Genomic DNA, 23,907 nt, shown 5'->3' with positions numbered 1-23,907 from the left:
GCCCGTGTACGGCGGCGGGGAATCAGGAGACGTTCGCGGCGGCCAGACGCCCGCGGACGTTGCCGCGCCACATCTCGTACGCCGGGACCTGGCCCGCGTCCCGCGGCGCCACCGCGGTGGTGTCGGCGAGGGCGACGGCGCCCTCGATCGTGAGCCCGGCCAGCACGGCCGCCGCGGCCTCGGTGTGCTCGGGCACGAAGCCCGCGTAGTGGCGTGCCTTGGCGGCGAACACCGAGCCCTGGGCGAGCTCGGGCAGGTACTCGCCGGCCTCGTCGCGCAGGACCCGCAGCCCGTCCGGGGTGGCGCCGCCGGCGAACGTCGCGGCCAGCCCCGCGCCGCTCCACAGGTCCGCGTGCCGGTGCCCGGCGAACCGCCGCACCGCGGCGGCGACGGCGAGGGGGTCCCCGCCGTGGATGAACCACAAGGAGCGCCCGATGCCCTGGTCGGCGGCCCGGGGGAAGTAGTCGGGCGTCCCCTCCCACGGGTACGGCGCCAGGGGCCGCTGCTCGTCCACGTACCGCCGGGTGTCGAAATAGGCGCGGTCGAACGCGTACCCGTCCACCGCCAGCCAGGTCATCACCGGGTAGTAGTCCGACCCGGTCAGATCAGGCATGACCTTCTTCCACAACGGCCGCGGCAGCCGTGCCATCGCGAACCCCACGCCGATATAGGTGAGAAAGATGTGCGGCCGCCCCGGCCCCATCAGCAGGTCACGCGTCCGATGCCCACGCCCACCGCCCATGGCGTCCAGAACGGTGAAGGCCATGGTGGCCCCTTCGTAGGCGAATCCCCGGAACTCCGGCTCCACGAGCCCGAGCCGCCGCTCGACCTCCCACTGGTCCCGCGCGTCGATTCCCCATTCGAAACCGCACACCACGGACTGCGGAATGGCCTCCAGCCGCCGCGTGACCTCAGAAGGCGTCACGGGAAATCCCCGTACCTCAAATGTCACATCCGCCATGGAGGGCGTCAGCAACAGCCTTCGAATCGACCCCAGCAAGGTCGGCACAATGGGCCTCCTCAACATCACGGCGGCCCGATGGCCGTCCTGGCGCCACCAGCAAGACCATTTCATCGTCATATACCGAATAGTTATCCCACATCTCCCGTATTGCGGTGCTATGCCGCATTCCGCCCCCACCCCCGAACAACCCCACCCCCACCCCACTCCCACCCGGGACACGCAGACGAACCAGGGCCCGTGAACGAGCCGTGGTACGTCGGGGGGTCGGGGTGCTGGGGACCGCGCAGTCGCCTCGGTCGGCCCGGTCGCCCCCGGCAGCCCCGGCGGCCCCGGCAGCCCCGACGGCCCCGGCAGCCCCGGCAGCCCCGGTCGCCCCCGGCAGTCCCGGCGGCCCCGGCGGCCCCGGTGGCCCCGGCAGCCCGGTGGCCCCGGCAGCCCGGTGGCCCCGGCAGCCCGGTGGCCCCGGCAGCCCGGTGGCCCCCGGCCGCCCCGGTGGCCCCCGGCCGCCCCGGTGGCCCCCGGCCGCCCCGATAGCCCCGGCCGCCCCGAATGGCCCCGGCCGCCCCGGGCAGGCCGGTTACGGTCGTCCCCGGCTCGGCGCCGCGACGGTGAGAAGTGGGGCGGCTGATCCGGCGCCTGTGCGGAGCATGGCGTGGGGCCGGGGGCCGGTCAGCTCGTCCAGCCGCTGGAGCGCCAGGCGTCGCGGCCCGTGGGGAGGGAGCGGCGGGTGGTGCGGGCGGCGTCCGACCAGAGGGAGCGGGGAGGTTCGGGGGTGGCCTCGCCGGGGTCCTCCACCAGGGTGAGGACGGCGATCAGGGCGGCGAGCTCCTCGGGGGTGGGGTCGCCGCGGGTCACCTTCAGGTACGGGGAATGTGCCACGCCAACCTCCCGGAGTCCGGCTCTTCGAGCGTCGCCTCCGGTGGTGGCGTGGCACAACTTCCGTCGTGCGGCGCGTCAGCACTGCCCGTCGGCGAGCACCCAGTGGTCGGTCCCGGTCCGCTTGAGCGTGTGGATGACGGACACGTTCCACAGCCCCATCGCGTCGCCGGAGCCGCGGGCGTACGTGTAGCCGCCGGACTGGTACGCCCGGCCGGCGGTCGTGTGGGCGTAGTTGCTCGACGTGGCGCACACAGGCGAAACGGTCGGCGTGGGGGTGGGAGTAGGGGTCGGGGTGGGTGGGGGCGCGCCGCCGTCCAGGCGGAAGAAGCGGGCGTCGTGGTAGGCCGAGCAGATCGTGTCCAGGAAGTACGCCGCCGTGGCGCCGCACTGGTCGGCGCCGCTTCCCGGGTCCACCGGCAGGCCGTGCCCCATCCCGGAGATCTCGTACAGGCGCACGTCGTCGTTCCCGTAGGTCCGCAGCGTGGTACCGCCGGTCAGGCTCTGTGTGGACGTGGCCGTCTGCGAGACGCCGCGCACGTCGGTCCACTGGTCACGCAGCTGCGCGGCGTTGGCGGGCACGACCGTGTGGTCGGCCGACCCCTGCCAGATCGCCACCCGCGGATACGGGCCCGAGTGTCCCGGGTAGGCCCCCCGCACCAGGTCCCCCCACTGCCGGGGGGTCCTGCTCGTCGCGCCGTACTGGCACGAGGACGCCTGCGTGAGGCTGCTCGCGCACCGGTACGCCAGTCCCGCGCCGATCGACCCCGCCGCGAAGACGTCGGGGTAGGTGGCGAGCATCACCGCCGCCATCGCCCCGCCCGCCGACAGGCCGCTCACGTACACCCGGCCGGGATCGGTGCCGAAGTTGGCCACGGCGTACGCCACCATCGCCCGTACCGAGGCCGCCTCGCCCTGGCCGCGCGTGGTGTCCCCGGTCTGGAACCAGTTGTAGCAACCGGAGGAGTTGTTGGCGCTGCCGGTCTGCGGCAACACCAGCGCGAAGTTCCACTGGTCGGCGTACTTGCGCCACCCGGAATTGGTGAAGTACCCGGTGGCGTTCTGCGTGCAGCCGTGCAGCAACACCACCAGCGGGCGCCCGGCGCCGAGCCCGTCCGGCCGGTACGCGTACATCGCGAGGTTCCCCGGGTTGCTCCCGAACGATCCCACCTGCGTCAGCGACGCCGCCCGCGCCACCCCGCCCGGCAGGAGGGCGGCGAGGAGTACCACCGCGGCGGCCACGGCGAGGAGGAGAGGGTGCGAGAAGCGCAGAGGACGAGGACGAAGGACAGCCATGGCGTGCTCCTTGTGTGACCTGGCTCACCATCCCGTTCCGCCCACCGTAGGTCGCCGTTAACACCCCGGACATATCCCGGCACCACACTCTTCCGCCCACGCACATGGCCCCTTGCTCCACACCGCGGCCCCCACCTCACCCGCCGCCGGACGACGGTGTCGCGCCGGTGGTGACATTTCCGGTTTTATCGAATCGATTCGTGGTCCTCGCGATGAATCCGTCGCGACCGGGACATCTTCGCCCATGCGCCTCTCATCCTCGAACCATCGAGACATCCCATGTCAAGGTCGCCGGCATGCCCTGCAACTTGCATGCTGCCCTGCTTGTCGCCACATCGATCGATCCTGATGAAGTCAGACAGTCTCGGTGATCCCATCTCTGGGCGACCGTGAGCCTTGACAGGGGGAACCGGGACGCTTTCGTCTGGTCCCTGCGCATTCGTCGAATCGATCCGCAGCACATCGCACTGGGATGCACCCGGAAGGATTACGCATGGCTCGCAGCGATCTTCCTCATCGCCCTCGACGGTCGGTGAGCAGATGGCCGGCTGTGGTGGCGGCCTTACTGGTCGCGACGATCGGGGCTCAGCCGGCTGTGGCGGCACAGCGGTCCGCGCCTCCGGAGGCCACCGCAACGGTTGCCGCCGCCACTCGGGACATCGACGGTTTCACGGCGGGCAACGCCGCGGTCGCCTCGGTCGATCTTGCCGGGACGTGGAGCTTCACCCCGGCGGGCCGGTCGGCTGGACCGTCACCTCCGGCCAGGGCGGCGCGTACACCCTGCGCTACGTCCCCAGCGGCAAGGTCCTCGACGTCAACGCCAGTAGCACGGTCGAAGGCCTGCAACTGCAGCAGTGGACCGCCAACAACGGCAACAACCAGCTGTGGTACCTGCGGCCCACCGGCGACGGCTACTACACGATCACCAGCTACAGCAGCGGGCTGCTGGCCGACGTGTACGGCGCGTCGACCGCCGACGGGGCCCAAGTCGTGCAATGGTCAGCCAACGGCGGCACCAACCAGCAATGGCAGTTCGTCCGGGCCTGACCCAGGGCGGCCCGGCCACGGCGGCCGGGCCGTACCCGGCCGTGCTGTGCCGTGCCCCGAACAAGGACGCTAGGCGTGCCGGGGCAGCGGGTAGTCCTTCAGGACGATGTCTGTCGCGAAACGGTCGGTGAGCGTCAGCATCAGGCGGAGCATCAGGCGGCGGTTGAACATGGCGTTGCGCATGCGGATGCGCCACCGGGTCGGCGGGGCGAGGAACGGGCCCGCGTTGCCGCTCCTCGCGATCTTGGCGTAGCCGTGCATCGTGCGGTCGTAGGCGGGGAACGCCACCCGGTGGTCGCCGCCCGCCGCGGCCAGCTCGCCGGCCAGGACGTACGCGCCCACCACGGCCAGGCCGTTGCCGAAGCCGCCCAGGGTGTTGCCGTGGGCGGCGTCGCCGAGAAGTGCCACGCGGCCCTTGGTGTAGCGCGGGATCTCCACGCGGCTGATCGAGTCCAGGTAGAAGCCTGGCGCGTCGGGGAGGCGGGCGATCAGCTCGCGGGTGCGCCAGCCCATGCCCGCGTAGACGTCCAGGAGCGCGCGTTTCTGCGTGGCGGCGTCGCGGCGGGCGAGCTCAGGGTCCTCGGAGGCGAACACGAAGAGGGCGGGGCCCGCGCCACCGGCCGCGATCATGCGTCCGGGCTCGTTGTACATCGCGCCCCCGCCCTCACCCCCGAGGTCGGCGAGGGCGTAGTGGTACCCGAGGAAACGCACGCACTCCTCCTCGGGGCCGAACGCCAGCCGCCGCACCGTGGAGTGGATGCCGTCCGCGCCCACCACCAGGTCGTACGTCCGCGGCTCCCCTCGCTCGAAGGTCACCAGCACCCCGTCAGGCACCTCGGTCAGGGAGGTGACCGAGTCGCCGAAGACGTACTCGCACCGGTCCCTGGTCCGCTCGTGCAGCAGGCCGGCCAGATCGCCCCGCAGGATCTCGACCTCACCTCCGGTGAACTCCCCCGGGATGACCGCCAGCCGCCGGCCGTCCCCGTCCACCACGACCTGGTCGGTGCCGCCGGTCTGGCGCCGCCGCACCTCGTCAAGCACACCCATCCGTTCCAGCACCGTCATCTGGTGCCGGCCCTTGAAGTCGAGGGCCTGCCCGCCCTCGCGAGGGGCGGGCGCCCGTTCCACGACGGTCACCGCGCACCCGTACCTGGCCAGCCACAACGCCGCCGACGGGCCGGCGACACCGGCCCCTGAGACGAGTACAGAGATTTCTTCCATGCCTCGACGGTCCCGCCCGGCGCTGACAGGCCGCTGACACGGGGCCGCTCCGGCGTCAGGGCGCGCCGAGGAGGGCGGGCACCGCGTCGCGGCCGAGCGCGGCGCCCCGGGCCGCGAGGACGGTGAACGCGGCGGGACCGAGCAGATCGCGGGTACGGGCCGTGACGCGGGTGACGTCGGGGTCGCCGGCCAGGGGGCCGTCCCGCAGGGACAGGGCGGCGCCGAGCAGCAGCGCGGCCCGGCCGGGACGGCCGGACGCCAGGGCCGCCCCGGCGTGGCCCTCGGCGACGGCGGCGAGGTCGGTGACGATCGGTGAACGGCGGACGGCGCGCAGTGCCGCCGCGAGGTGGCGGCGGGAGGCGGCGAGGTCGCCCTCGGCCTCGGCGAGGCGGGCCAGGGCGACGTACGCCAGGGCGCGGGTGCCGTCCGCGCCGAACAGGCCGGGCTCGGTGGAACGCGACGCGGACGACAGGTGCTCGCGCGCCGCCGCGAGGTCGCCGGACAACCGGGCCACCTCCCCGAGGCCGAGGTGCGCCAGGGCGGGCGGGTCGGGGCGCCCGGCGCGGCGGGCCAGGCCCGCGGCCCGCTGGAAGTCGTCGGCGGCGAGGGCGAGGTCGCCGGCGCGGACCGCCGCCTCCCCCCGGTGCGTCAGCACGTCGGCGCTCTCCTCCAGGGCGCCGAGCTCCTCCAGCAGGCGCAGCGCCTCCTCCCACGTCTCACGGGCGCGGTCCCACACGCCGCGGCGTGCCGCGAGCACCGCCAGCGCGTCGAGCGCCTGCGCCGTGCCCCAGCGCTCCCCGAGGGACCGGAACACGGCGAGCACGTCCAGCAGCCCGTCCTCGGCCTCGGCCGCACGGCCGTCGAACATCGCCAGCAGCGCCAGGCTGAGCCGGATCAGCGCGGCGTTCCACGGGTCGTCGCCGAGCCACCGCTCGGTGACCCCGGCCTCCACCGTCTCCGGCGGCCCGGCCGCCATGCCCCACAGCGCCAGGGTGAAGGAGTGCCGCAGCGGCGGGCCGAGCTCCATGAGGGCCGTCCCGGCACGTGCCCAGTGCTCGTCGGCGGCCCGGGGCACGGCGTGCACGACGCACATCACGTACTCCTCCACCAGGCCGGGCGGCGGCTCCCCGACGGCGCGCAGCAACTCGGCGGCGGACTCGCCGGCCTGGGTGCGCCGCCCGCTCAGCCACCAGTACGCCCCGAGCGCCGCCACCAGCCGCAGGCCCGTCTCTGTGTCGTGGCGCGCGGCCCAGCGCAGCGCCGCCATCAGGTTGCCGTGGTCGGCGGCCAGCCGGGCCAGCCACTCCACCTGCTCGGCCCGCCTCAGGTGCGGGTCGGCGCGCCGCGCCAGGGCGAGGAAGTGGCGGGCGTGCCTGGCCCGCAGCGCCTCCTCCTCGCCGGCCTCGGCGAGACGCTCCGCGCAGTACAGCCGGATGGTGTCCAGCATCCGGTACCGGCCGCCGGACGCCTCGGCCAGCGACTTGTCCACCAGGCCTTCGAGCGCCCCGGCCGCGTCCTCGACGTCGCACACCGCCTCGACGGCCGCGAGCGACGCGCCGGCGGTGAAGACCGCGAACCGCCGGGCCAGCGCCCGCTCCTCGGCGGTGAGCAGGTCCCAGCTCCACGCCACGACCGCCCGCAGCGTGCGGTGCCGGGCCGCCGCGGTGCGGTCCCCCCGGGACAGCAGCCGGAACCGGCCGTGCTCGGCCAGCCGGCCGGCGATCTCGGCCACGGTGAACGACCGCACCCGCGCCGCCGCCAGCTCGATGGCCAGCGGCAGCCCGTCCAGGGCCGCGCACACGTTCGCGACCGTCTCCACGTCGGCGGCGATGTCGAAGCCGGGGCGCACCGCCGCCGCGCGGTCCGCGAACAGGCGTATCGCCGGGTACGCGACCGCCTCCTCCGGCGGGCGGCCCGGGGGCGGCACCGCCAGGGGGCCGAGCGGCACCAGCGTCTCACCGGTGATGCCGAGGGGCTCCCGGCTGGTCGCCAGCACACGCAGCCGGGGGCACTCGCCGAGCAGCCGCCGGACCAGCGCCGCCGACGGGCCGATCACGTGCTCGCAGTTGTCCAGCACCAGCGTGAGGTCCCGCTCCCGCAGGGCCGCCACCAGCCGCTCCACCGGGGCGGCCGCCTCCCCCGGGGCGAACCCGGCCTCCCTGGCGCCGAGGGCCCCGAGCACCGCCCACACCACCTCGTCCCCGGGCTCCACCCCGGCGAGGTCGGCGAAACAGACGTCTCCCGGGACACCGCCGGCGGCCTCGACGGCCAGCCGGGTCTTGCCGGTGCCCCCCGGCCCGGTGATCGTGACCAGCCGCGCGTGCCGCAGGCCGCGCAGCCGGGCCAGCTCCTCCTCCCGCCCCACGAAGCTGCTCACCTGCGCCGCGATCCCTTGCCGGCGCACCGCGTCCCCTTGGACGGACGATGCCGCGTCTCCCTGGGTGGAAGACGCCGCGTCCCTCTGGGCGGACGGCGCCACGTCCCCCTGGGCGGACGGCGCCACGTCCCCCTGGGCGGACGGCGCCACGTCCCCCTGGGCGGACGGCGCCCCAGGCCGCCGGGGGGACGGGGCGCCGCCGCGCAGGATCGTCAGGTGGATGTCCGCCAGCTCGGGCGAGGGGTCGGCGCCGAGTTCGTCGGCGAGCAGGTGGCGGACGTGTTCGTACACCGCGAGCGCCTCGGCGGGGCGGCCCCGGGCATGCAGGGCCCGCATGAGCTGGCCGTGGAGGCGCTCGCGCAGAGGGTGGGCGGCCACCAGGCGGCGCAGCTCCGGTACCGGGTCGGCGCCGGGGAGGATCAGCTCGGCCTCGGCGAGGTGCTCGGCGGCGGACAGGCGCAGTTCGTCCAGGCGTGCCGCCTGCGCCTGGGCGGTGGGCAGGTCGGGCAGGGCGGGGCCGTGCCACAGGGCGAGGGCCGCGCGCAGCGACACCGCCGCGTCGGCGGGGCGGCCCTCGGACAGCAGGCGGCGGCCCTCGGCGGCGAGGCGTTCGAACCGGTGGGCGTCCACGTCGCCGGGGTCGGCCGCCAGGCGGTACCCGGCGGGGTGCGTCTCGATCAGTCCCGCGGGCAGGCGGCGGCGCAGCCGGGAGACGTGGGCCTGCAGCGCGTTGGCGGCGCCGGCGGGAGGATCGTCACCGTACTGCCCGTCGATCAGCCGCGGCACGGGGACGACCCGCCCCGCTTCCAGCGCCAGCATCACCAGCAGGGCCCGCGGCCGATGCCCCTCCACCGGGACCACCGCCCCCGTACCGGACCGCACCTCCAGCGGCCCGAGTACGCGGAACCACATGCCGACGATTCTCACCCATCACGGCCGGCCCCGGTGCCGAGGGCCGGTGAGCCGGCCTGCGGCACCGGCATCCGGTGCCGCACGGCGCAAGGCACGGGCCGCGAAGTCGCCTTCGACGAGGTGGCGGTGCCCGTTCGTGGGACATCGTGGCGGAGAAGATGTTGTCGTCCGAGGTGAACGTGACGCCGCGGACGTCGACGTCCGGCGCCCGGTTCGGCCGTCCGCCGAGTGTGATCGCGAACGTCTCCAGGGACGTGGCGATCGCGCCGGTGCACGTGTCCCGGTCACGCCGCTGCGGCGAGCCGGTCCGCGGCCCGCCGGGGTCCCGCGACGCCGGTCTTCCCCGCCGCCCTTCCCACCTCGCACCCGGTCGGGGACACTCCAGGTCGCGGGGGTCACGCCAGGGAGGGTCTCGATTGAGCTTCGCGTCGCACGCGCGCCGGGTCCGCGACCGCACGCTGCCGCACGACGTGCGGTACGCGGCGCTGCGGCGGGCCGCCGGGGCGTACATGCCGCTCGGGTACACGGCGACCTGGGAGTACCTGGTCGAGTCCGCCGGCCCGCCCGGCGAGGACGAGGGGGCGCTGCTGCGCGGCCTCGGGCTGCTGGAACGGGGCCGGGCGGCGTGGCTCGGCGAGATGGAGTCCTTCGGCCGCCGTCGCCGGGCGCAGAAACGGCGGGGACACGGGCCGCGCGGCGACGAGGGCCGCTACCGGACGGGCCCGCGCTGGCACGGCCCGGACGCGCGCGAGGCCGTGTACCGGACGGTGCGGACCCGGTGGGCCCCCATGGTGGGGGCCGCCACGATGCCGCCGGAGACCGGGGACGCGGGCCTGGCGGCGGAACTCGTGCGCGCGTACCTGCGTTCCGGCGGCCGCGTGGACGCCACCCGGTGGCCGGACCTGCGCCGCTGCGCCGCACGACTGCGGCGGGACACGGCCGTCCCGGAGGTCCGCGAGCCGGGAGCACGACCGGACGGCACACGAGACGGCACACGACCGGACGGCACACGACCGGACGGCATGGACGGCGCGGGCCCGGACGTGCGGCGGCTGGCGTACCTGGCGGAGCTGGTGGCGCACGACGCGGTTCCGCTGGTGCGGCGGGGGTGGACGGGGGACGCGGTGGAGGTGCGGCGGGTCTTCCTCGCCGCCACGGCCGGGATGCCGTACCTGCGGGCCGCCGAGCCGGACGTGGGGACGCCGGAGTGGATCGACGGGTTCCTCGGGTGCGGGTACGCCCACGAGCTGTGGGTGGCGGAGCGGCACGGCCGGGTGGCCGGGTTCGTGACCTACGCCATCGACCAGGTGGGACACCTGTTCGTCGCCCCCGAGCAGCAGGGCCAGGGCGTCGGCGCCGACCTGCTGCGCCACGCACAGCGGTCCCGCCCGCAGGGCCTGACCCTGCGCACGTTCCTGGTGAACACCCGGGCCAGGCGGCTGTACGAACGGCTCGGCTTCGTCGTCTCCGGGCACGAGGACGAGCCGGGCGAGCCCGACGTGGTCTACGACTGGGTGCCACGACGGTAGGACCACCGGCCCGAGGGTGTGACGCGGCCCGGCGTAGCCGGGTGCCGGCTCGCGTCGCCCCGGCGCTCACGGATGCTCACGGATGCTCAAGGTCCATTGAGGTCCCGATGCACCACACCGGCCTCGTGGATGGCCACCATCGCCGTGGCCATCTGCGTGGGGAGACGCCGAAGCGGCGTACCGTTCACCGGCCCCCGTTTCGGCCTCGAGCTCGAACAACATATTCCGGACGCAGGGGCGAGATAGTCCAAAGGGGGCCGGTTTTCCGTCCGGTCGCCGTGCCCACATGGACTGCGACACATCGCAGACGATGTAGAAGGGAAACCCCCTCGGGCGCAGCCCGTTAATCGGTTCCACGTGCGCGGAGTACGGGATCGTAGCCTGGTGACGAGACTCGAAGCGTGGCGGAATGGCACTACCTTCGGGTGATCGGGCGGCATGGAGGAAAGGCCCATGAAATGTCCTTCCGGGGCATCACATCGGTCCCACAATGGGATGCGCGACCCGGAGATGAGCTTTACCCGTCACTCAATATTTCGGCGCAGATTTCGAGAGATGCCGTCACCTGTCGGCGACAGTGATTAACCAGTAGGGCAGCCGCACTTATCGGCGTGATTTTGCTGTGGCCTGTCGGGCGAGTCGGGTGCGGTGGTGGAACCATCGTGCTCGGGCTTGGTGGCGTCGTCTCCACCAGGTCCAGTGCAAGTGGTGCGCGTCGGTGTGTGGCCGGCTCGCCGAACTCAGCGTGGTGATGCTGGATCGAGCGTGAGGGGAAGGCCGAAGGCGGTTACGTGGTGGCCGCCGACAAAGGCGTTGTTCTCCACGATCTTGCTGTCCTCGATCCGGAGCACGTCGACGACCAGGCCTTCGTAGTGTGGGCTGCCCGGCCGGCGCAGGTAGCAGACCAGCGCGGGCCGGCCGTTGGCCGAACTGGGAACGGTACGCCAGTCGAAGGGCCGGCCGAGGAACTCGGCGACCGCGTCGACGCCGACGACGGGCGGGTCGGGCGGCATGGTGATGCGTACGTCGTCGGCGAGCAGGGCACGGATCGACGCCGGGTCGGTCGCGTGCGCGTACCGGCGAAGTATGTCCTTGTCCTGGCTGGTCAGGTGGGGGCGCCGCCACTCCCGTGGGTCGGTGGGGGTGTGCCGGCGCAGCGTGTCGCGGGCCCGCTGGAGCAGGCTGTTGACGGCCGCGATCGGGGCGTCGAGCGCGTCAGCGATCTCGGGTGGCGTCCAACCGTAGATGTCGCGCAGCACGAAGGCGGCCCGCTGCCGGGCGGGCAGGTACATCAGCGCGGCGATCAGCGCCAGCTCGACGGTCTCCCGGGCGGGCGCGTCGGCCTGCGGGTCGTCGGCGAGCAGCGCGTCGGGGTACGGGCCGATCTCGGTGGACCACTCCAGCGGATCACCGAACGGGACGACCCGGTTGCCGGCCGTCTTGCGGCTGTCGAGGAAGACGTTCGTAGCGATCCGGTACAGCCAGGTGCGGGCGGAGGCCCGCCCCTCGAAGCGGTCGCGGGCACGCCACGCGCGCAGGAACGTCTCCTGCACCAGGTCGTCCGCGTCGGTCACGTTGCCCGCCAGGCGGTAACAATGCAGATGCAGGTCGCGCCGATGCTCGTCGAACGCGCGCTGCACCCAGTCCGACATGCGCTTGTCTCCCAGCCGAGTCGTCGTCATGACTGTACTGACGCGTCCGGGCCGCATCCCTCATCGGTGACCGATGACGATCGGCGGCCCCACTCGTCGGTACCCGGTGACGGGCCTCAACTCAGGAAGGACGAACCATGACGGAGAACATCGCGACCCCCCGGGTCGTCGACCGGCCGGCGTGGCTGCGTGCGCGCGACGAGCTGCTGGCACGGGAGAAGGCGCACACACACGAGGGCGACGCCATCGCCGCCGCACGCCGGCGTCTGCCGATGACCCTCATGCCGCAGATCAAGGTGATCGGCCCCGGCGGCCCGACCCCGCTGGTGGACGTGTTCGAAGGCCGGCGCATGCTCGTCGCGTACTTCCACATGTGGCACGACGGTGCGCCGGCCGAGCATCAGTGCGAGGGCTGCACGTTCTTCACCTGCCACATGCAGATGCAGGACTACCTGCACGCCCGCGATGTCACCTACGCCGTGTTCTGCCAGGGTCCCTACCCGGAGAGCGCGGCGTTCGCGCAGTTCATGGGGTACACGTTCCCGTGGTACTCGGCGTACGACGCTGACCCGGCGTTGGCGGACGGGCGCGACTTCGGGTTCATCTCCTGCTACCTGCGCGACGGCGACCAGGTCTACGAGACGTACTGGACCACCGGCCGCGGCGTGGAGGCGCTGGCGACCAGCTACCACGCCCTGGACCTCACCGTGTACGGCCGACAGGAGGGCTGGGAGAACTCACCCGACGGCTGGCCGCGCATCGAGGGGCACCAGTGGCGGGTGGACGGCCGTCCGACGGCCCAATGGGGCCGTATCGCCCGAGACCCGGCCGGCGAGGCATCCTGCTGCAGAAATCCCGGTACGTCTGTAGGTGCCGAGACGGTCGCACTCCCGCTGAACCTTTGACCGCTGGCGGCCGATAAGTGCGGCTGCCCTACTAGGGGCAATAAATGATAAATGGAAGGAATTAGCGGTATTTATCTCCTTCGGGGATAAATACCCTGGTTACGGGTCCACGCGATCCGCGATTCGCCGCACGAGGCGGCGATGGGGTCGACGACGTGCCCCCGCGGGCGACCACGCGCACGGCCGGGGGGGCCAGGGTCCTGGCGCGCACCGGGCGGCGGGGCTACTGGCCGAACGAGTACCGCAGCCTGGCGTTGATCAGGTAGTTGAGGCGGTACCGGTAGTGGCCGACCAGTGCGTCGACGGGGGCCTCGTCCGGGGTCAGCAGGGTCCAGCGCAGGGCGCAGCCCTCACCGGCCTCGCGCAGGTCGAAGCGGATCACGTCTCTCGGGCGGGACGGCCACAGTGACGACCACACCACCAGGGTGGGCCGCACCGCCTCGATGATCCGGGGCTCGACCTCCCCTTCCCGCAGGTCCAGCCACGGCCGGGCACCCGGCCGTCTCGGCTCGGTCAGGCACTCCCACACCACGTTCGGCGGGGGAGCCTGCTTGCGCTCCCGCGCCCCCAGCTCGATCACTACGCACCACGACCCCGTGTCCGGCAGGCAGCATTGAACACACGCCGGCGCGGGTCAGGCGCGCCTCAAACGTCTAGACATCAGTGCACATCCCGGACGGCACCACCGTCCACACCGGCACACCGCCGGCGCGGTCAACGGTCGGGTCCGCAAGCCCACCGGTCCGGTCAGGGAGGCCCTGCCGCCCACGCTCCCGGCGGGGATCGTCTCAGGACGGCCGCGGGCCGAGGTCCCACACGCGCAGGCGCTCGTCGCGCCCACCCTCCACCACGAAGGTGCGCCCGTCCACCTGGGCGAGAGCGGGATGCGGGAGGCGGTCCCCGACGAGCAGGGGGTCGCCGATCTGCGTGCCGGTGAGCAGGTTCCACACCCGCATGTCGCCGCCGACGGCGGCGGTCAGCGCGATGGGCAGGTCCCCGAGCCTGCCGAAGCGGATCGCGATGACGGTGCCGGTGTGACCGCGCAGCGGCGGGGCGAGCCGTCTGCCGGTGCGCAGGTCCCACACGTGCACCGTCCCGCCGCGGGCGGTGAGCGCCGCGGTGGTGCAGCGCATGCGGCCCACCGCGGTGGTGGCCTCGCTCGCGCTGACACCACGGACCCTGCCGAGCAGGTGCCCCGTGCGTACGTCCCAGATCTGGGCGCGCCGCCTGAGGTTGACGACCAGCAGGGGCACGCCGTCCACCTCGGCCAGGGTCGTCAGCGAGGGCGGCACCCGGTCGCCGACCGGCACGTCCGTACCGATCCGTGCCCCGGTGACCAGGTCCCGCAGGCTCGCCCGCCCTCCGGCCGCGTCGATCCTCACCAGGCGGTCGCCGAGCCGCGTGACCTCGGTGTCGCCGACGCGGCCGGAGATCCGCAGGGGGACGGCCCCCGTCTCCAGGCCCCAGACCCACAGGAAACGGCCGGTGGTGGCCGCAGCCGGGCGGCCGGTCACCAGGCCGGTGGTGAGCTTCCACATCGAGCCGTCCGGCGCGGTCATCGGCTCGCCGACGCTGCGCCGGGTGAACGGGTCCCACAGGATCACCCGGCCGTCCCAGCCGCTGGAGACGACCACGGCACGGCCCGCCCGCTCCCCGATGCCGACACCGGAGATCTCGTCGGTGTGCCCCGGCGGGACGGTCGCCGCGAGCTGGGCACCGGTGGCCACGTCCCACAGCCGGACCGCGTTGTCGCCCCCGCCGCTCAGCGCGACCGGCCGGCCGGCCAGCTCCCCCACGGCCAGGGAGACGTCCGTGACCGCGCCACGGGTGAAGCCGAGGTCCGTCCCGCCGAGCGCGCCGGGTGTCAGGGGGTGGCCCGCCATCAGGGCGATCCGCCGCCGGGACGCGGCGTCCCAGACGGAGATGGAACCGCCGCCCTCGCCGTTCCTGCCGCCGTGCACGGTCAGCAGCACCGTGCGGCCGCCCACCCGTGCCTGCCGCACGGTGGCGAAGTCTCCGTCGATGCCGTCCACCGGCCTGCCGCTCACCAGATCGTAGAAGCGCAACGGGTCGGGGCCGGGCTCGTTCTCGTCACCGCCGTTGTCGTTGACCACCGCCGTCGGCCGCCCGCCCAGCGTGACCACCTCCAGCGCGTTGACGCCGTTGTCCTCCCCGAGCGGGATCGGCGGCCTGACGTCCCGTCCCGACACCGGGTCCACCACCCGCAGCTCGTCCCCCGCGGTCACCCGCACCGTGCGCCCGTACAGCCGCGCGGCGCGCACGTTCTCCGGCTCGGCCCACGCCTCCAGCCCGCCGGCCACCTCGAACACCCCGGCGTTCCGCCCGCGGGCCACCTCCTCGTGGGGCCCGCCCGTCACCGCCATCCGCACCCCCGGCGCCGCCTGCCTCGACGCGATCCGCCGCACCGGCCCCCCGGCTTGCACCGCCGTCCCCACCGGCGTCAGCCCCGGCAGGCCCCACACCCGCACCGTCCCCTCCTCCCCCGCGCTGACCGCGACCGGCCGCCCGTGCGAACGCCCGAACGCCACCGCCGTGACGTTCGTGTGCCCGTCCTCCCCCAGCACCACCGGCCCGCCGAACCCCGCGGGCACCGCCGTCCGCGGCGTCTCGTCGCACACGGGGGACGCCATCGGCCACACCGGCGCCGGCGCCGCGCCCCGCGCCACTCCGGCGAGCGCCACCAGGCACACCGCCAACGCCACACCGCCGCGCGTCCGCATCCACGTCCCCCTGATGAACGACCGGTGAACAGCCGCCATCCTCGCGCACCCCACCCCCACGCGCCGCCCTTTTGTCGGCCTCATCGGCCAGACTCCCCCCATGACCCACCATGTAGCACTACGTCCCGTTCAGGAATCCGACCTTGAGGCCTTCTACGAGCAGGAACAGGACCCCGAGGCCAGCCGGCGCGCCAACTTCCCCTCGCGTGAGCGCTCCCGCTTCATGACCCACTGGACCACGAACATCCTGGGCAACCCCACCGGCCTCGTCCGCGCCGTCACGGTGGACGACCGGGTCGCCGGCCACATCGTCGCGTGGTGGGAGGGCGACCACCGCTACGTCGGCTACTGGCTGGGCCGCGAGCACTGGGGCAGGGGCGTGGGCACCCGGGCCCTCGGCCTCTTCCTCGCCGAGGAGACGACCCGCCCGCTGTACGCCGACCCCGCGGCCACCAACACCGCCTCGGTCCGCCTTCTGCGCCGCCACGGCTTCCAGCCCGGCGGCACGGTGGTGCACGACGGCGTGGAGCACCTCCTGCTCGTGCTCGGCGGGGAGTGAATCCGGTCAGAGGGCGGTGCGGCGGAACTGCTGGTGCTGGCCGTTGGTGCAGGGGTACTGCTTGAACTGGATGTTGTCGGCCGTGCCGGCGCTCGGGAGGTCCAGGCACTTGCCGGAGTGGCGGGCGGCCAGGGTGACGTAGCCGTCGGAGGTGGCCTGCACGCGCCACTGCTGGTTGGTGCCGGTGCCGCAGGCGTACTGGATGACGTTGGCGCCGTCCGCCGTGCTGGCGCTCGCGACGTCGAGGCATCTGCCGGAGTGGCGGGCCACGATCTGGGCGTATCCGCCGCCGATGTCGCGTACGGCCCACTGCTGGTTGGTGCCGCCGTTGCAGGTGTACTGGATGACGACGCCGTTGTCGGCGGTGGAGCCGTCGCGGACGTCCACGCACTTGCCGGAGTGGCGCACGTTCAGGCGCTCGAAGCCGGAGCCGGACGCGGTGAGCGTGCCTGCGGCGGTGTCGACGGTGAGCGAGGCGGCGTTGGACATGCTCATCGTGGTGGCGCTCGGGAACTGCAGCGGCAGCCAGACGTACCGCGAGTCGTTCACCGGGCCGCCCCAGGCCCCCGCCCACCGGTCGCCGAGGTACAGGTACGAGGTGCCGGAGCTGCCCTGCACGGGGAGCACGTACGCGGTCTGCGAGCCGTACGCCGTGCCGTCGCCGATGTTCTGCAACGCGCTCCAGGAGCCCTCGACGCTGGAGGCGGTCGAGTACTTCTGCTGGTTGGGGGCCCAGCCGGTCGCGCCGGAGGTGAGCAGGAAGTAGACCGAGCCACGCTTGAACATCGCGGGCGCCTCGCGCCAGGAGCCGGGCCACAGCCGCTGCACCTGGGCGGCGATGCCGGTGTAGTCGGAGGTGAGGCGGTAGACGTGCAGGTCGGCGTTCTCGTTCGCCGCGGAGATCATGTACGCGGTGCCGTTCGTGTCCTGGAACAGTGTGATGTCGCGGGACATGTGGTTCAGCGGCCGGAAGCTGCGCAGGTACGTGTAGTCGCCGTCCACCGTGGAGGAGACCGCCACCGCCGCACGGGCTTCGCCGTAGTCGCGGCCGTTCTCCTTGTGCATCCACATCACGTACTGGCCGGTGCTCGCGTTGTAGACGACCTTCGGCCGCTCGATGTTGGCGACACGCAGCTCGGAGTGGCTGTTCTGGGTGAGCACGTTGCGGCGGAACTCCCAGGTGCGCAGGTCGGTGGAGCGGTAGACCGACACGTAGCGGAACGTGGAGTCGGCGTTGCGGTTCTCACCGAACCAGTAGTAGTACGAGCCGACCTTGAGCACGCCGCCGCCGTGGGCGTGCACGGCCGCGCCGCTCGTGTCGGTGAACACCGCGCCCACCGGGACGGTGACCGGGGCGGCGCCGGCGGCGGGCGTCAGGGCCAGCGCCAGGATGATCGCGCCGAGTACGAGGAGAATGCGCCGGGCCATCGTCGCTCCTTCACCTTCGCCGTGACCGCCGCGTCCCGGGGCGTCGCGGCCCCGTGCTCCGCTGCTCGCGGCGGACGCTAGATCGGCCCCTGCGGGTCGTCAAGGAAAGATCACGCCGGGCTCGGGCCGGCCGCACCGCACCGGCCTGCGGGAAGTGAGCCCTGCCTGCGGGGACGGCCCGCCCGCCGCGGCGGGCCGTGCGGGCCCGCCGCCTGAACCTTTCGCGGCGGTCAGTGCCGCCGCAGCACCAGGCTCGACCGGTCGCCGTCCACGGTGAGCGCGGCCTCGCCGCCGATGGGGAAGGTGGCGAGGGGGTAGGTGTGGCCCACGTCGACGTTGGCGAGCACCGGCAGGCCGTCCAGCGCCGGCTGGGTGGCGACGATCCGCGTCAGCAGGTCGCGGGTCATGCCGCTGGCCTTCTGGAAACGGCCGATCGCGAGACCCCGGACCCCCGCCGCGTCCGGCAGTTGCAGCAGCGAGGTCAGGTCCCTGGCGAAGGTCGCCGCGTGCGACTCGAAGTCGTCCTCCAGGATCAGCAGCGCCCCGTCGAGGGAGGGCATGTACGGCGTGCCCTGCAGCAGGTTGAGGGTGCACAGGTTGCCGCCGACGATCCGCCCCTCGGCGGTGCCCGGCCGCAGGGGCCACCAGCCCTTGTTGGGCACCGGGTGGCGGTCGTCCTGGTCGAGGAACCACAGGTCCTCGTTCCACGTGTCCGCGGGGGTGAGGGCCACCGGCTCGTCGCCGGTGAGGACCGCGGTGAACCAGCGCAGGATCGGCGCGAAGTGGTCGCGCATGCCGAACGTCGACCAGTGCGGGCCCGAGTACGTCACCAGGCCGGTGCGGGCGAACATGGCGTTCTGCAGGGCCGTGATGTCGGAGTAACCGCAGAAGATCTTGGGGTTGGCGCGGATCAGGTCCCAGTCCAGGTGCGGCAGCAGTTCGTTGGAGTTGTAGCCGCCGATGACCGTGAGGATCGCCGCCACGGACCGGTCGGCGAACGCGTCGTGCAGATCGGCGACCCGCGAGGCCACGCTGGAGGAGTCGAAGGCGTCCCGCTCGTCGACATGGCGGCCGTACGTCAGCGTGAGCCCCAGCTCGGCGAACCGCCGTTCGATGATCGCGCTGTGGTCGTGCTCGTTCACCATCGCCCGGGAGCAGGCCGGGGCCAGCACCCGGACGATGTCGCCTTCCTTCAGTTTCGCGGGGAAGATCGCGTCCATCGTCCGAGCGTAACGGGCACGGACGGGACGGCGACGTCCATTTTCTCGCCGCCTACTCCGTGGTGTCCTCCTCGGCGAGGCTGCCGCAGGAGAAGTCCTCCGGCAGCTCGGGGTCGGACTCGATCCCGGCGAGCTGGGTGGCCTCGATGGGGCGGCGGAAGGTCTGCAGCTTGTCGCAGTCGTACAGGACGTAGGTGCCCTCGCTCTCGCCGAGCAGCATCATGCGGCGCCCGTCGTAGAGCGACTTGCCGTCCTCGGGGTTCTGCAGCACGGCCCACTGGTTCTGGAAGCCCACGGCGTCCAGCAGCAGGCCGGACTGCCCGGTGCCGTGCACGTCCACGGCCGCGGTGAGCAACTGGATGATGAGCAGGAATCCGAGGCCGAGGCCGGTGAGCCCGCCCACCAGCAGCTTCATGCCGGCCCGGCCGACCGGCTTGCGGCGCAGCAGGCGGAACGGCACGAGGAACGTCAGCACGCCGAGGCTGACCGCGATGATCAGCATGATCGTGAGGTCGAGCTCGGCGAAGACGCTGAAGAAGCCCCAGTACGTGGCACCGCACCACAGCGCCGCCACCAGGGCCGCGATCCACGGGTGGCGGCGCACGGCGGCCACGACCCGGCCGACGGAACCTAGGGTGATCTTGTCGAGCAGCCACAGCAGCCCGACGATCAGGCCCAGCGTGGGCAGGCCCACCAGCAGGAGCAGCACCAGCGACCCCGAGAGGCGGCCGAACAGCACGGCCTGGTCGATGCCCGCCTGCTGCGGGCTGACGCCGAAGACGCCGTAGATCTCCTCGACGCCGATGTACAGCACGGCGTACAGCGCCACACCGATGGGCAGGACGACCGACCCGATTCGTTCCAGCAGCTCGACGACGCTCCCCGTTTCCCTCTCGGGGGGAGCCTCGTTTTCGGGCTGCACATTATTAGAGGTATGTTCTACCGAAACTTGCGGAATCACGGCGCACGAGCCTAGCGCCCGAGACGCACTCACTGTCGGGGTAAGTCGGATTTGATATGACTTGTCAGCCGGTGACGCGATCGTGATGCTCGCGGGCGGCCCGTATGTCGTCACGGTGGGTGCGGGCCCAGGTGTCGAGCGCGGCCAGGGGCACGAGCAGGGTGCGGCCGAGTTCGGTCAGCTCGTAGTCCACGCGGGGCGGCACGGTGGCGTGCGCGGTGCGGCGCACCAGGCCGTCGCGGACGAGGGCGCGCAGGGTCAGGGTGAGCATGCGCTGGCTGATGCCGTCGATGGCGCGGTGCAGCTCGCTGAAGCGGTGGGTGCGGTGGCCGAGGAGCACGACGATCAGGACGCTCCACTTGTCGCCGACCCGGTCGAGCACCTCGCGCACCGGGCAGTCGTCGTCGATCCGGATGGCGCCGGGCACACCGGTGTTCGTGACGGACATCCAAGTGCCTCCTTCCCCCTCCCCCAATGGTGACGCATCATGGGGTTACTCACAAGAAGTAACTAAAGGGGTAGTGATGGATGGATCCACACCGGAGGCGCCGGCGCCTCCGGAACCGGAGGCCGCGGCCGAGGTGGTCCTCGTGACCCTCGGTTCGGAGGACGGGGTCGCGTGCTCGGGCGAGAGCTGCCGGCTGTGAGCGGGGAGAGGCCCATGCGGGTGGAGGTCTGGTCCGACATCATGTGCCCGTGGTGCTACATCGGCAAGCGGCGGCTGGAGCGGGCGCTGGCCGGGTTCGAGCACGCCGCCGAGGTGGAGGTCGAGTGGCGCAGCTTCCAGCTCGACCCGGGGCACCCGAAGGGCGAGCGGCAGCCGGTGCACGAGGCGCTCGCCAAGAAGACCGGACGCTCACTGGCGCAGGTGCGCGGCATGACCGACCACGTGAAGGCGCTGGCGGCGGAGGAGGGGCTGGCGTACGACTTCGACCGGGCCGTCGTGGTCAACAGCTTCGACGCGCACCGGCTGACCCACCTGGCCAAGAAGTACGGCCTCGGCGCCGAGACGCACGAGCGGTTCATGCGCGGCAACCTCGTCGAGGGTGAGGTGCTGGACGACCAGGACACGCTGGTGCGGCTGGCCGCCGAGACCGGGGTGCCGGAGGAGGAGGCCCGGCGTGTCCTGGCGGGCGACGACCACGCGGGGGACGTCCGGGCCGACATCGCGCAGGCCCACGCCTACGGCGCCACCGGCGTGCCGTTCTTCGTGCTGGACCGCGCCTACGGCGTCTCCGGCGCGCAGCCCGTCACGACGTTCGCCGCGGCCCTGCGCACGGCGTACGAGCACGCGGCCACCGCGGCCCGCTGAGCCGCCCCTGGCCCGCCACCGCCGCGGCGGTGGCGGGCCGTCGCCGTTCCGTCGTCCCCGGGGCTACCGGTACTTGAGACGAGCGAAGCGCGGCACATCCCCGAACTTCCCGCTGTGGAAGTCTTCGAACGCCTTGGTGATCTCGATTCTGCTGTTCATCACGAACGGGCCGCCCATGGCGATCGGCTCCCTGATGGGCCGGCCGCTGTAGATCATCACCTGGGTCGTGCGCTCGCGTTCCCGCGCCTCCACCCGCAGCACGCTGTCCCCGTCCCCCACCGGGTCGGACCACGCGATCTCCCCGGCGAGCACGCGCCGCCCCGCGACGCCCGCCTCGCCTTCGACCACGTACGCGAACGCCCGGTGCGTGCCCGGGATCATGTGCCCCAGCGACGTGCCCGGTTCCAGCGTGACCATGACCGCGGTGACCGGCCAGTGGTTGAGCGCCGGCCCGGCCACCCCCGCGACCGCCCCCGAGATCACGTCCACCGTGACGCCCGGCAGGGTCACCACCGGCCGCACCCCGGCCAGCAGGTCCTGGTACCGGGTGTCCACCATCTTCGACCGCGCCGGCAGGTTCAGCCACAGTTGCAACGTGTGCGCGTGCTCGTTGCGGAACGCCAGCTCCCGGTGGATGACGCCGCGCCCCGCCGTCATCCACTGCACGTCCCCACGCTCGAGCGCGCCGACGTTCCCGCCGTTGTCCCCGTGCTCCAGCACCCCGTCCAGCACGGTGGTCACCGTCTCCATGCCCCGGTGCGGGTGCCACTCGAACCCCGGCGAGGAGAACCAGTCCTCCGCGAGCACCAGGAACGGATCCGTGCGCGCCGGATCGTTCGGCGCGATGATGATCGCCTTGTCGTCCACCTGCGCATCGGGCCCGAGCACGACCTTGGCCTCGACACGATCGACGGTACGGCTGACACCCGGCACCTGAGTGGCCACGCGCTTTTCCTTCACCTGAGACGCCCCGGCCCGCCCACCGGCCCAGCGTCACGCACAAACCTCCCCGGGCCACCGGCTATTCCGCACGCCTTCACCCGGTGCCGGCGGAAAGCGCCGGTCACCTCCGGTGTCCCGTCAGACGTACCGCCCGACGCAGTCAGCGAACCGCCCTCCCTCGACCGAACAGTCATAGGTGAAGTGTTCCCGCCCACCGCGCCCCGTGTCGTAGTCGTACTCGGCGACCACCCTGCCGTCCGCCCCCGGCGTGACCGCCAGCAAGGTGTACCGCCCTCCCGCCTCGATCACCTCGGGGATCAGGAACCGCTCCATGATCTGCTCCCTCCCTTCATAGATCCGCCCCACCCAGCGAGCATCCCCATACGCGCCGGGGCCCGTCCAAGACCTGTGGTCATAACCATCGGTTATGGCCCCGTCGAGACCGGTGGAGTGTTCCTGGAGTGCCAGGTTCGGAACGTGACAACCAGCCGACTCCCCCCTCCGTCCCTTATGACGTTCCATTTCCCGCATAAGGAGATTTCTGTGCGCATTCGCACTTTGGGGGCCGCCGTCGTCCTGGCCGGTGGCGTGCTCGTCGTCCCTTCGCCGGCGCAGGCGGCGGCTGTGCCGTCCGTGCAGATCACGCGGGTCTGGTATGACTCGCCGGGCGTCGATCGGCGCGGCAACGCGAGCCTCAACGCGGAGTACGTGCGGATCAAGAACACGACGCGCAAGGTGATCGACCTGGAGGGGTGGACGCTGCGCGACAAGACCGGGTACAAGTACCTGTTCGGCGCGCTGGTCATCAAACCAGGGAAGACAATCACCATTCGCACAGGGCAGGGGGACAGCGGCACTTCCACCGTCTACTGGGGACGGCGGGCGTACGTGTGGAACAACGACACGGACACGGCCTTCCTGCGGCGGGCGGACGGGAGGCTTGTCGACTCCTGTGCTTACGACAGCACGCGGTACGACTACGTCAACTGCTGACGGGGCGCGTCAGCCGGTCATCTTCAGCAGGGCGCGCATGGTTTCCGCCGGGGTCACGCAGCGGAAGCCGGTGTCGTCGTCGAGCATGGTGGCGGAGGCGTCGTTGAAGGTGGAGGGGGTGGCGCGGGTGAAGGGGCTGGTGAACGCGCTGCCCTTGAGCTCGTGGCGGGTGGGCTGGGAGGGGGTGGCGAGCCATTCCCAGGTGTTGCCGCACATGTCGTAGACGCCGAAGGGGCTGACGCCGCTGTGGTAGCGCTCCACCGGGGTCGTGGTGCCGGGGCCGCTCTCCCGGACGTTGCACTTGGCGGGGGTGAGCTGGTTGCCCCAGGGGTAGACGTCGCCGCGGGGGCCGCGGGCGGCCTTCTCCCACTGGCGGTCGGTCGGGAGGGCCTTGGCGGCCCACTCGGCGTAGGCGGCGGCGTCGTGCCAGGTGACGTAGACGACCGGGTGGTCGGAGAGGTCGCGCGGGGGACCGGAGCCCGGGTGCCAGTGGGCGGGGCGGCGGTGGCCGGTGGCGGCGACGAACCTGGCGTAGTCGGCGTTGGTGGTCGGGAAGATGTCGATGTAGAAGGCCGGGAGGTACACGGGCTCGTCGCGGGGGCCGCACAGGAAGACGCCGTCGTCGACGAGCGTCATCAGCTTGCCGTCGATGGGGTGGCGCACCTGGAGGTGGCCGCCGGCCACCGGGAGAGGGCCCTCGGCGGGCTCGGCGCGCACGGGGGCGTCCGGCGCGACGAGCCCGGCGAAGCGGGCGTGCTCGTCGGAGGTGGACGTGGCGAGGGAGGAGTCGAGCGCCGCCTGGTTCACCGGCCGGGGATGGATTCCCGTGCCGGCGGCCTCCCACTTCGAGACCATGCGTTCGCTCACCCCGAGGTGGGCCGCGAACGCCCTGATGCTCATCCGCTTGGCTTCGCGCAACGCGCGTACCTCACGGCCGGACCAGATCTGGATGGTGGGAGGCATCGGTCGGTT

The 23,907-nt window shown here is 72.7% G+C and carries 22 protein-coding genes; 7 read left to right on the top strand and 15 right to left on the bottom strand.

Annotated features, from left to right (window positions below; translation table 11 throughout):
- Positions 1 to 22 precede the first annotated feature (22 nt).
- The 3 genes from ABGB17_RS18785 to ABGB17_RS18775 form a co-directional block, all read right to left on the bottom strand.
- Positions 23 to 1,027, bottom strand: a complete 1,005-nt coding sequence (locus tag ABGB17_RS18785) for a DUF1702 family protein (RefSeq protein ID WP_347631285.1) — start codon at positions 1,025 to 1,027, stop codon at positions 23 to 25.
- Positions 1,028 to 1,633: 606 nt separating this feature from the next.
- The gene (locus ABGB17_RS18780; protein WP_347631183.1) at positions 1,634 to 1,843 is read right to left on the bottom strand and encodes an acyl-CoA carboxylase subunit epsilon; all 210 of its coding nucleotides are present in this window, start codon (positions 1,841 to 1,843) and stop codon (positions 1,634 to 1,636) included.
- Positions 1,844 to 1,918: 75 nt separating this feature from the next.
- Entirely contained in the window at positions 1,919 to 3,136 is a 1,218-nt protein-coding gene (locus ABGB17_RS18775) for a PHB depolymerase family esterase (RefSeq protein ID WP_347631181.1), read from the bottom strand.
- Positions 3,137 to 3,850: 714 nt separating this feature from the next.
- Between ABGB17_RS18775 and ABGB17_RS18770 the strand changes: the two genes are divergently transcribed.
- Positions 3,851 to 4,183 (top strand): RICIN domain-containing protein, encoded by a 333-nt coding sequence (locus ABGB17_RS18770; RefSeq protein ID WP_347631179.1) that lies wholly within the window; start codon positions 3,851 to 3,853, stop codon positions 4,181 to 4,183.
- A gap of 69 nt (positions 4,184 to 4,252) precedes the next feature.
- Here ABGB17_RS18770 and ABGB17_RS18765 read toward each other — a convergent pair whose 3' ends face one another.
- Both ABGB17_RS18765 and ABGB17_RS18760 read right to left on the bottom strand, forming a co-directional pair.
- On the bottom strand, positions 4,253 to 5,404 hold the full coding sequence (locus ABGB17_RS18765) for an FAD-dependent monooxygenase (RefSeq protein ID WP_347631177.1): 1,152 nt from the start codon (positions 5,402 to 5,404) through the stop codon (positions 4,253 to 4,255).
- Between the two features lie 55 nt (positions 5,405 to 5,459).
- Entirely contained in the window at positions 5,460 to 8,693 is a 3,234-nt protein-coding gene (locus ABGB17_RS18760; protein WP_347631175.1) for a BTAD domain-containing putative transcriptional regulator, read from the bottom strand.
- Between the two features lie 416 nt (positions 8,694 to 9,109).
- Between ABGB17_RS18760 and ABGB17_RS18755 the strand changes: the two genes are divergently transcribed.
- Positions 9,110 to 10,222, top strand: a complete 1,113-nt coding sequence (locus ABGB17_RS18755; protein ID WP_347631173.1) for a GNAT family N-acetyltransferase — start codon at positions 9,110 to 9,112, stop codon at positions 10,220 to 10,222.
- Positions 10,223 to 10,962: 740 nt separating this feature from the next.
- Here the strand turns inward: ABGB17_RS18755 and ABGB17_RS18750 are convergent.
- Entirely contained in the window at positions 10,963 to 11,904 is a 942-nt protein-coding gene (locus ABGB17_RS18750) for an RNA polymerase subunit sigma-70 (protein WP_347631171.1), read from the bottom strand.
- Positions 11,905 to 12,011: 107 nt separating this feature from the next.
- Here ABGB17_RS18750 and ABGB17_RS18745 point away from each other — a divergent pair, with 107 nt between their 5' ends.
- Complete coding sequence (locus tag ABGB17_RS18745) at positions 12,012 to 12,779, top strand: DUF899 family protein (protein WP_347631169.1); 768 nt, start codon at positions 12,012 to 12,014, stop codon at positions 12,777 to 12,779.
- Between the two features lie 223 nt (positions 12,780 to 13,002).
- On the opposite strand, the gene ABGB17_RS18740 is transcribed toward ABGB17_RS18745, so the two are convergent.
- Together ABGB17_RS18740 and ABGB17_RS18735 are read right to left on the bottom strand one after the other, a co-directional pair.
- Positions 13,003 to 13,359, bottom strand: a complete 357-nt coding sequence (locus tag ABGB17_RS18740; RefSeq protein ID WP_347631167.1) for a hypothetical protein — start codon at positions 13,357 to 13,359, stop codon at positions 13,003 to 13,005.
- Positions 13,360 to 13,567: 208 nt separating this feature from the next.
- Positions 13,568 to 15,520 (bottom strand): hypothetical protein, encoded by a 1,953-nt coding sequence (locus ABGB17_RS18735; RefSeq protein ID WP_347631165.1) that lies wholly within the window; start codon positions 15,518 to 15,520, stop codon positions 13,568 to 13,570.
- A gap of 100 nt (positions 15,521 to 15,620) precedes the next feature.
- Between ABGB17_RS18735 and ABGB17_RS18730 the strand changes: the two genes are divergently transcribed.
- A complete protein-coding gene (locus tag ABGB17_RS18730) occupies positions 15,621 to 16,079 on the top strand; it encodes a GNAT family N-acetyltransferase (protein WP_347631163.1) in 459 nt (152 codons plus the stop codon).
- Between the two features lie 6 nt (positions 16,080 to 16,085).
- On the opposite strand, the gene ABGB17_RS18725 is transcribed toward ABGB17_RS18730, so the two are convergent.
- The 4 genes from ABGB17_RS18725 to ABGB17_RS18710 form a co-directional block, all read right to left on the bottom strand.
- Positions 16,086 to 17,507 (bottom strand): RICIN domain-containing protein, encoded by a 1,422-nt coding sequence (locus ABGB17_RS18725; RefSeq protein WP_347631161.1) that lies wholly within the window; start codon positions 17,505 to 17,507, stop codon positions 16,086 to 16,088.
- Positions 17,508 to 17,737: 230 nt separating this feature from the next.
- Positions 17,738 to 18,727, bottom strand: coding sequence for a S66 peptidase family protein (locus tag ABGB17_RS18720; RefSeq protein ID WP_347631159.1), 990 nt, complete (start codon positions 18,725 to 18,727; stop codon positions 17,738 to 17,740).
- Positions 18,728 to 18,779: 52 nt separating this feature from the next.
- On the bottom strand, positions 18,780 to 19,649 hold the full coding sequence (locus ABGB17_RS18715; protein ID WP_347631157.1) for a hypothetical protein: 870 nt from the start codon (positions 19,647 to 19,649) through the stop codon (positions 18,780 to 18,782).
- 103 nt (positions 19,650 to 19,752) lie between these two features.
- Positions 19,753 to 20,136, bottom strand: coding sequence for a helix-turn-helix domain-containing protein (locus ABGB17_RS18710; protein WP_347631155.1), 384 nt, complete (start codon positions 20,134 to 20,136; stop codon positions 19,753 to 19,755).
- 76 nt (positions 20,137 to 20,212) lie between these two features.
- Here ABGB17_RS18710 and ABGB17_RS18705 point away from each other — a divergent pair, with 76 nt between their 5' ends.
- Together ABGB17_RS18705 and ABGB17_RS18700 are read left to right on the top strand one after the other, a co-directional pair.
- Positions 20,213 to 20,335: a hypothetical protein gene (locus ABGB17_RS18705; RefSeq protein ID WP_347631153.1), complete on the top strand. Its 123-nt coding sequence runs from the start codon at positions 20,213 to 20,215 to the stop codon at positions 20,333 to 20,335.
- A gap of 14 nt (positions 20,336 to 20,349) precedes the next feature.
- Positions 20,350 to 21,000, top strand: a complete 651-nt coding sequence (locus ABGB17_RS18700; RefSeq protein WP_347631151.1) for a DsbA family oxidoreductase — start codon at positions 20,350 to 20,352, stop codon at positions 20,998 to 21,000.
- Between the two features lie 63 nt (positions 21,001 to 21,063).
- Here ABGB17_RS18700 and ABGB17_RS18695 read toward each other — a convergent pair whose 3' ends face one another.
- Together ABGB17_RS18695 and ABGB17_RS18690 are read right to left on the bottom strand one after the other, a co-directional pair.
- Positions 21,064 to 21,945: a pirin family protein gene (locus tag ABGB17_RS18695; protein WP_347631149.1), complete on the bottom strand. Its 882-nt coding sequence runs from the start codon at positions 21,943 to 21,945 to the stop codon at positions 21,064 to 21,066.
- 135 nt (positions 21,946 to 22,080) lie between these two features.
- Positions 22,081 to 22,275 carry a hypothetical protein gene (locus tag ABGB17_RS18690; protein ID WP_347631147.1) on the bottom strand — a complete coding sequence of 65 codons (195 nt, stop codon included), beginning with the start codon at positions 22,273 to 22,275 and terminating at the stop codon, positions 22,081 to 22,083.
- A 210-nt stretch (positions 22,276 to 22,485) separates the two neighbouring features.
- Here ABGB17_RS18690 and ABGB17_RS18685 point away from each other — a divergent pair, with 210 nt between their 5' ends.
- Positions 22,486 to 22,935 carry a lamin tail domain-containing protein gene (locus ABGB17_RS18685; RefSeq protein ID WP_347631145.1) on the top strand — a complete coding sequence of 150 codons (450 nt, stop codon included), beginning with the start codon at positions 22,486 to 22,488 and terminating at the stop codon, positions 22,933 to 22,935.
- 9 nt (positions 22,936 to 22,944) lie between these two features.
- Here ABGB17_RS18685 and ABGB17_RS18680 read toward each other — a convergent pair whose 3' ends face one another.
- Positions 22,945 to 23,898 carry an SUMF1/EgtB/PvdO family nonheme iron enzyme gene (locus ABGB17_RS18680; RefSeq protein ID WP_347631143.1) on the bottom strand — a complete coding sequence of 318 codons (954 nt, stop codon included), beginning with the start codon at positions 23,896 to 23,898 and terminating at the stop codon, positions 22,945 to 22,947.
- Positions 23,899 to 23,907 lie beyond the last annotated feature (9 nt).

The organism is Sphaerisporangium sp. B11E5 (assembly GCF_039871875.1).
Taxonomy (GTDB): Bacteria; Actinomycetota; Actinomycetes; order Streptosporangiales; family Streptosporangiaceae; genus Sphaerisporangium.
Note: the sequence above shows the minus strand (reverse complement) of the source record. Positions and strands in the feature narration are given on the sequence as shown.

Excerpts from the sequence above, each read along its gene's own strand:
- ABGB17_RS18785 (WP_347631285.1), bottom strand. The coding sequence starts at position 1,027 with ATGTTGAGGAGGCCCATTGTGCCGACCTTGCTGGGGTCGATTCGAAGG.
- ABGB17_RS18775 (WP_347631181.1), bottom strand. The coding sequence starts at position 3,136 with ATGGCTGTCCTTCGTCCTCGTCCTCTGCGCTTCTCGCACCCTCTCCTC.
- ABGB17_RS18700 (WP_347631151.1), top strand. The coding sequence starts at position 20,350 with ATGCGGGTGGAGGTCTGGTCCGACATCATGTGCCCGTGGTGCTACATC.
- ABGB17_RS18730 (WP_347631163.1), top strand. The coding sequence starts at position 15,621 with ATGACCCACCATGTAGCACTACGTCCCGTTCAGGAATCCGACCTTGAG.
- ABGB17_RS18690 (WP_347631147.1), bottom strand. The coding sequence starts at position 22,275 with ATGGAGCGGTTCCTGATCCCCGAGGTGATCGAGGCGGGAGGGCGGTAC.
- ABGB17_RS18680 (WP_347631143.1), bottom strand. The coding sequence starts at position 23,898 with ATGCCTCCCACCATCCAGATCTGGTCCGGCCGTGAGGTACGCGCGTTG.
- ABGB17_RS18725 (WP_347631161.1), bottom strand. The coding sequence starts at position 17,507 with ATGGCCCGGCGCATTCTCCTCGTACTCGGCGCGATCATCCTGGCGCTG.
- ABGB17_RS18760 (WP_347631175.1), bottom strand. The coding sequence starts at position 8,693 with ATGTGGTTCCGCGTACTCGGGCCGCTGGAGGTGCGGTCCGGTACGGGG.
- ABGB17_RS18765 (WP_347631177.1), bottom strand. The coding sequence starts at position 5,404 with ATGGAAGAAATCTCTGTACTCGTCTCAGGGGCCGGTGTCGCCGGCCCG.
- ABGB17_RS18705 (WP_347631153.1), top strand. The coding sequence starts at position 20,213 with ATGGATGGATCCACACCGGAGGCGCCGGCGCCTCCGGAACCGGAGGCC.
- ABGB17_RS18735 (WP_347631165.1), bottom strand. The coding sequence starts at position 15,520 with ATGCGGACGCGCGGCGGTGTGGCGTTGGCGGTGTGCCTGGTGGCGCTC.
- ABGB17_RS18720 (WP_347631159.1), bottom strand. The coding sequence starts at position 18,727 with ATGGACGCGATCTTCCCCGCGAAACTGAAGGAAGGCGACATCGTCCGG.
- ABGB17_RS18710 (WP_347631155.1), bottom strand. The coding sequence starts at position 20,136 with ATGTCCGTCACGAACACCGGTGTGCCCGGCGCCATCCGGATCGACGAC.
- ABGB17_RS18745 (WP_347631169.1), top strand. The coding sequence starts at position 12,012 with ATGACGGAGAACATCGCGACCCCCCGGGTCGTCGACCGGCCGGCGTGG.
- ABGB17_RS18750 (WP_347631171.1), bottom strand. The coding sequence starts at position 11,904 with ATGACGACGACTCGGCTGGGAGACAAGCGCATGTCGGACTGGGTGCAG.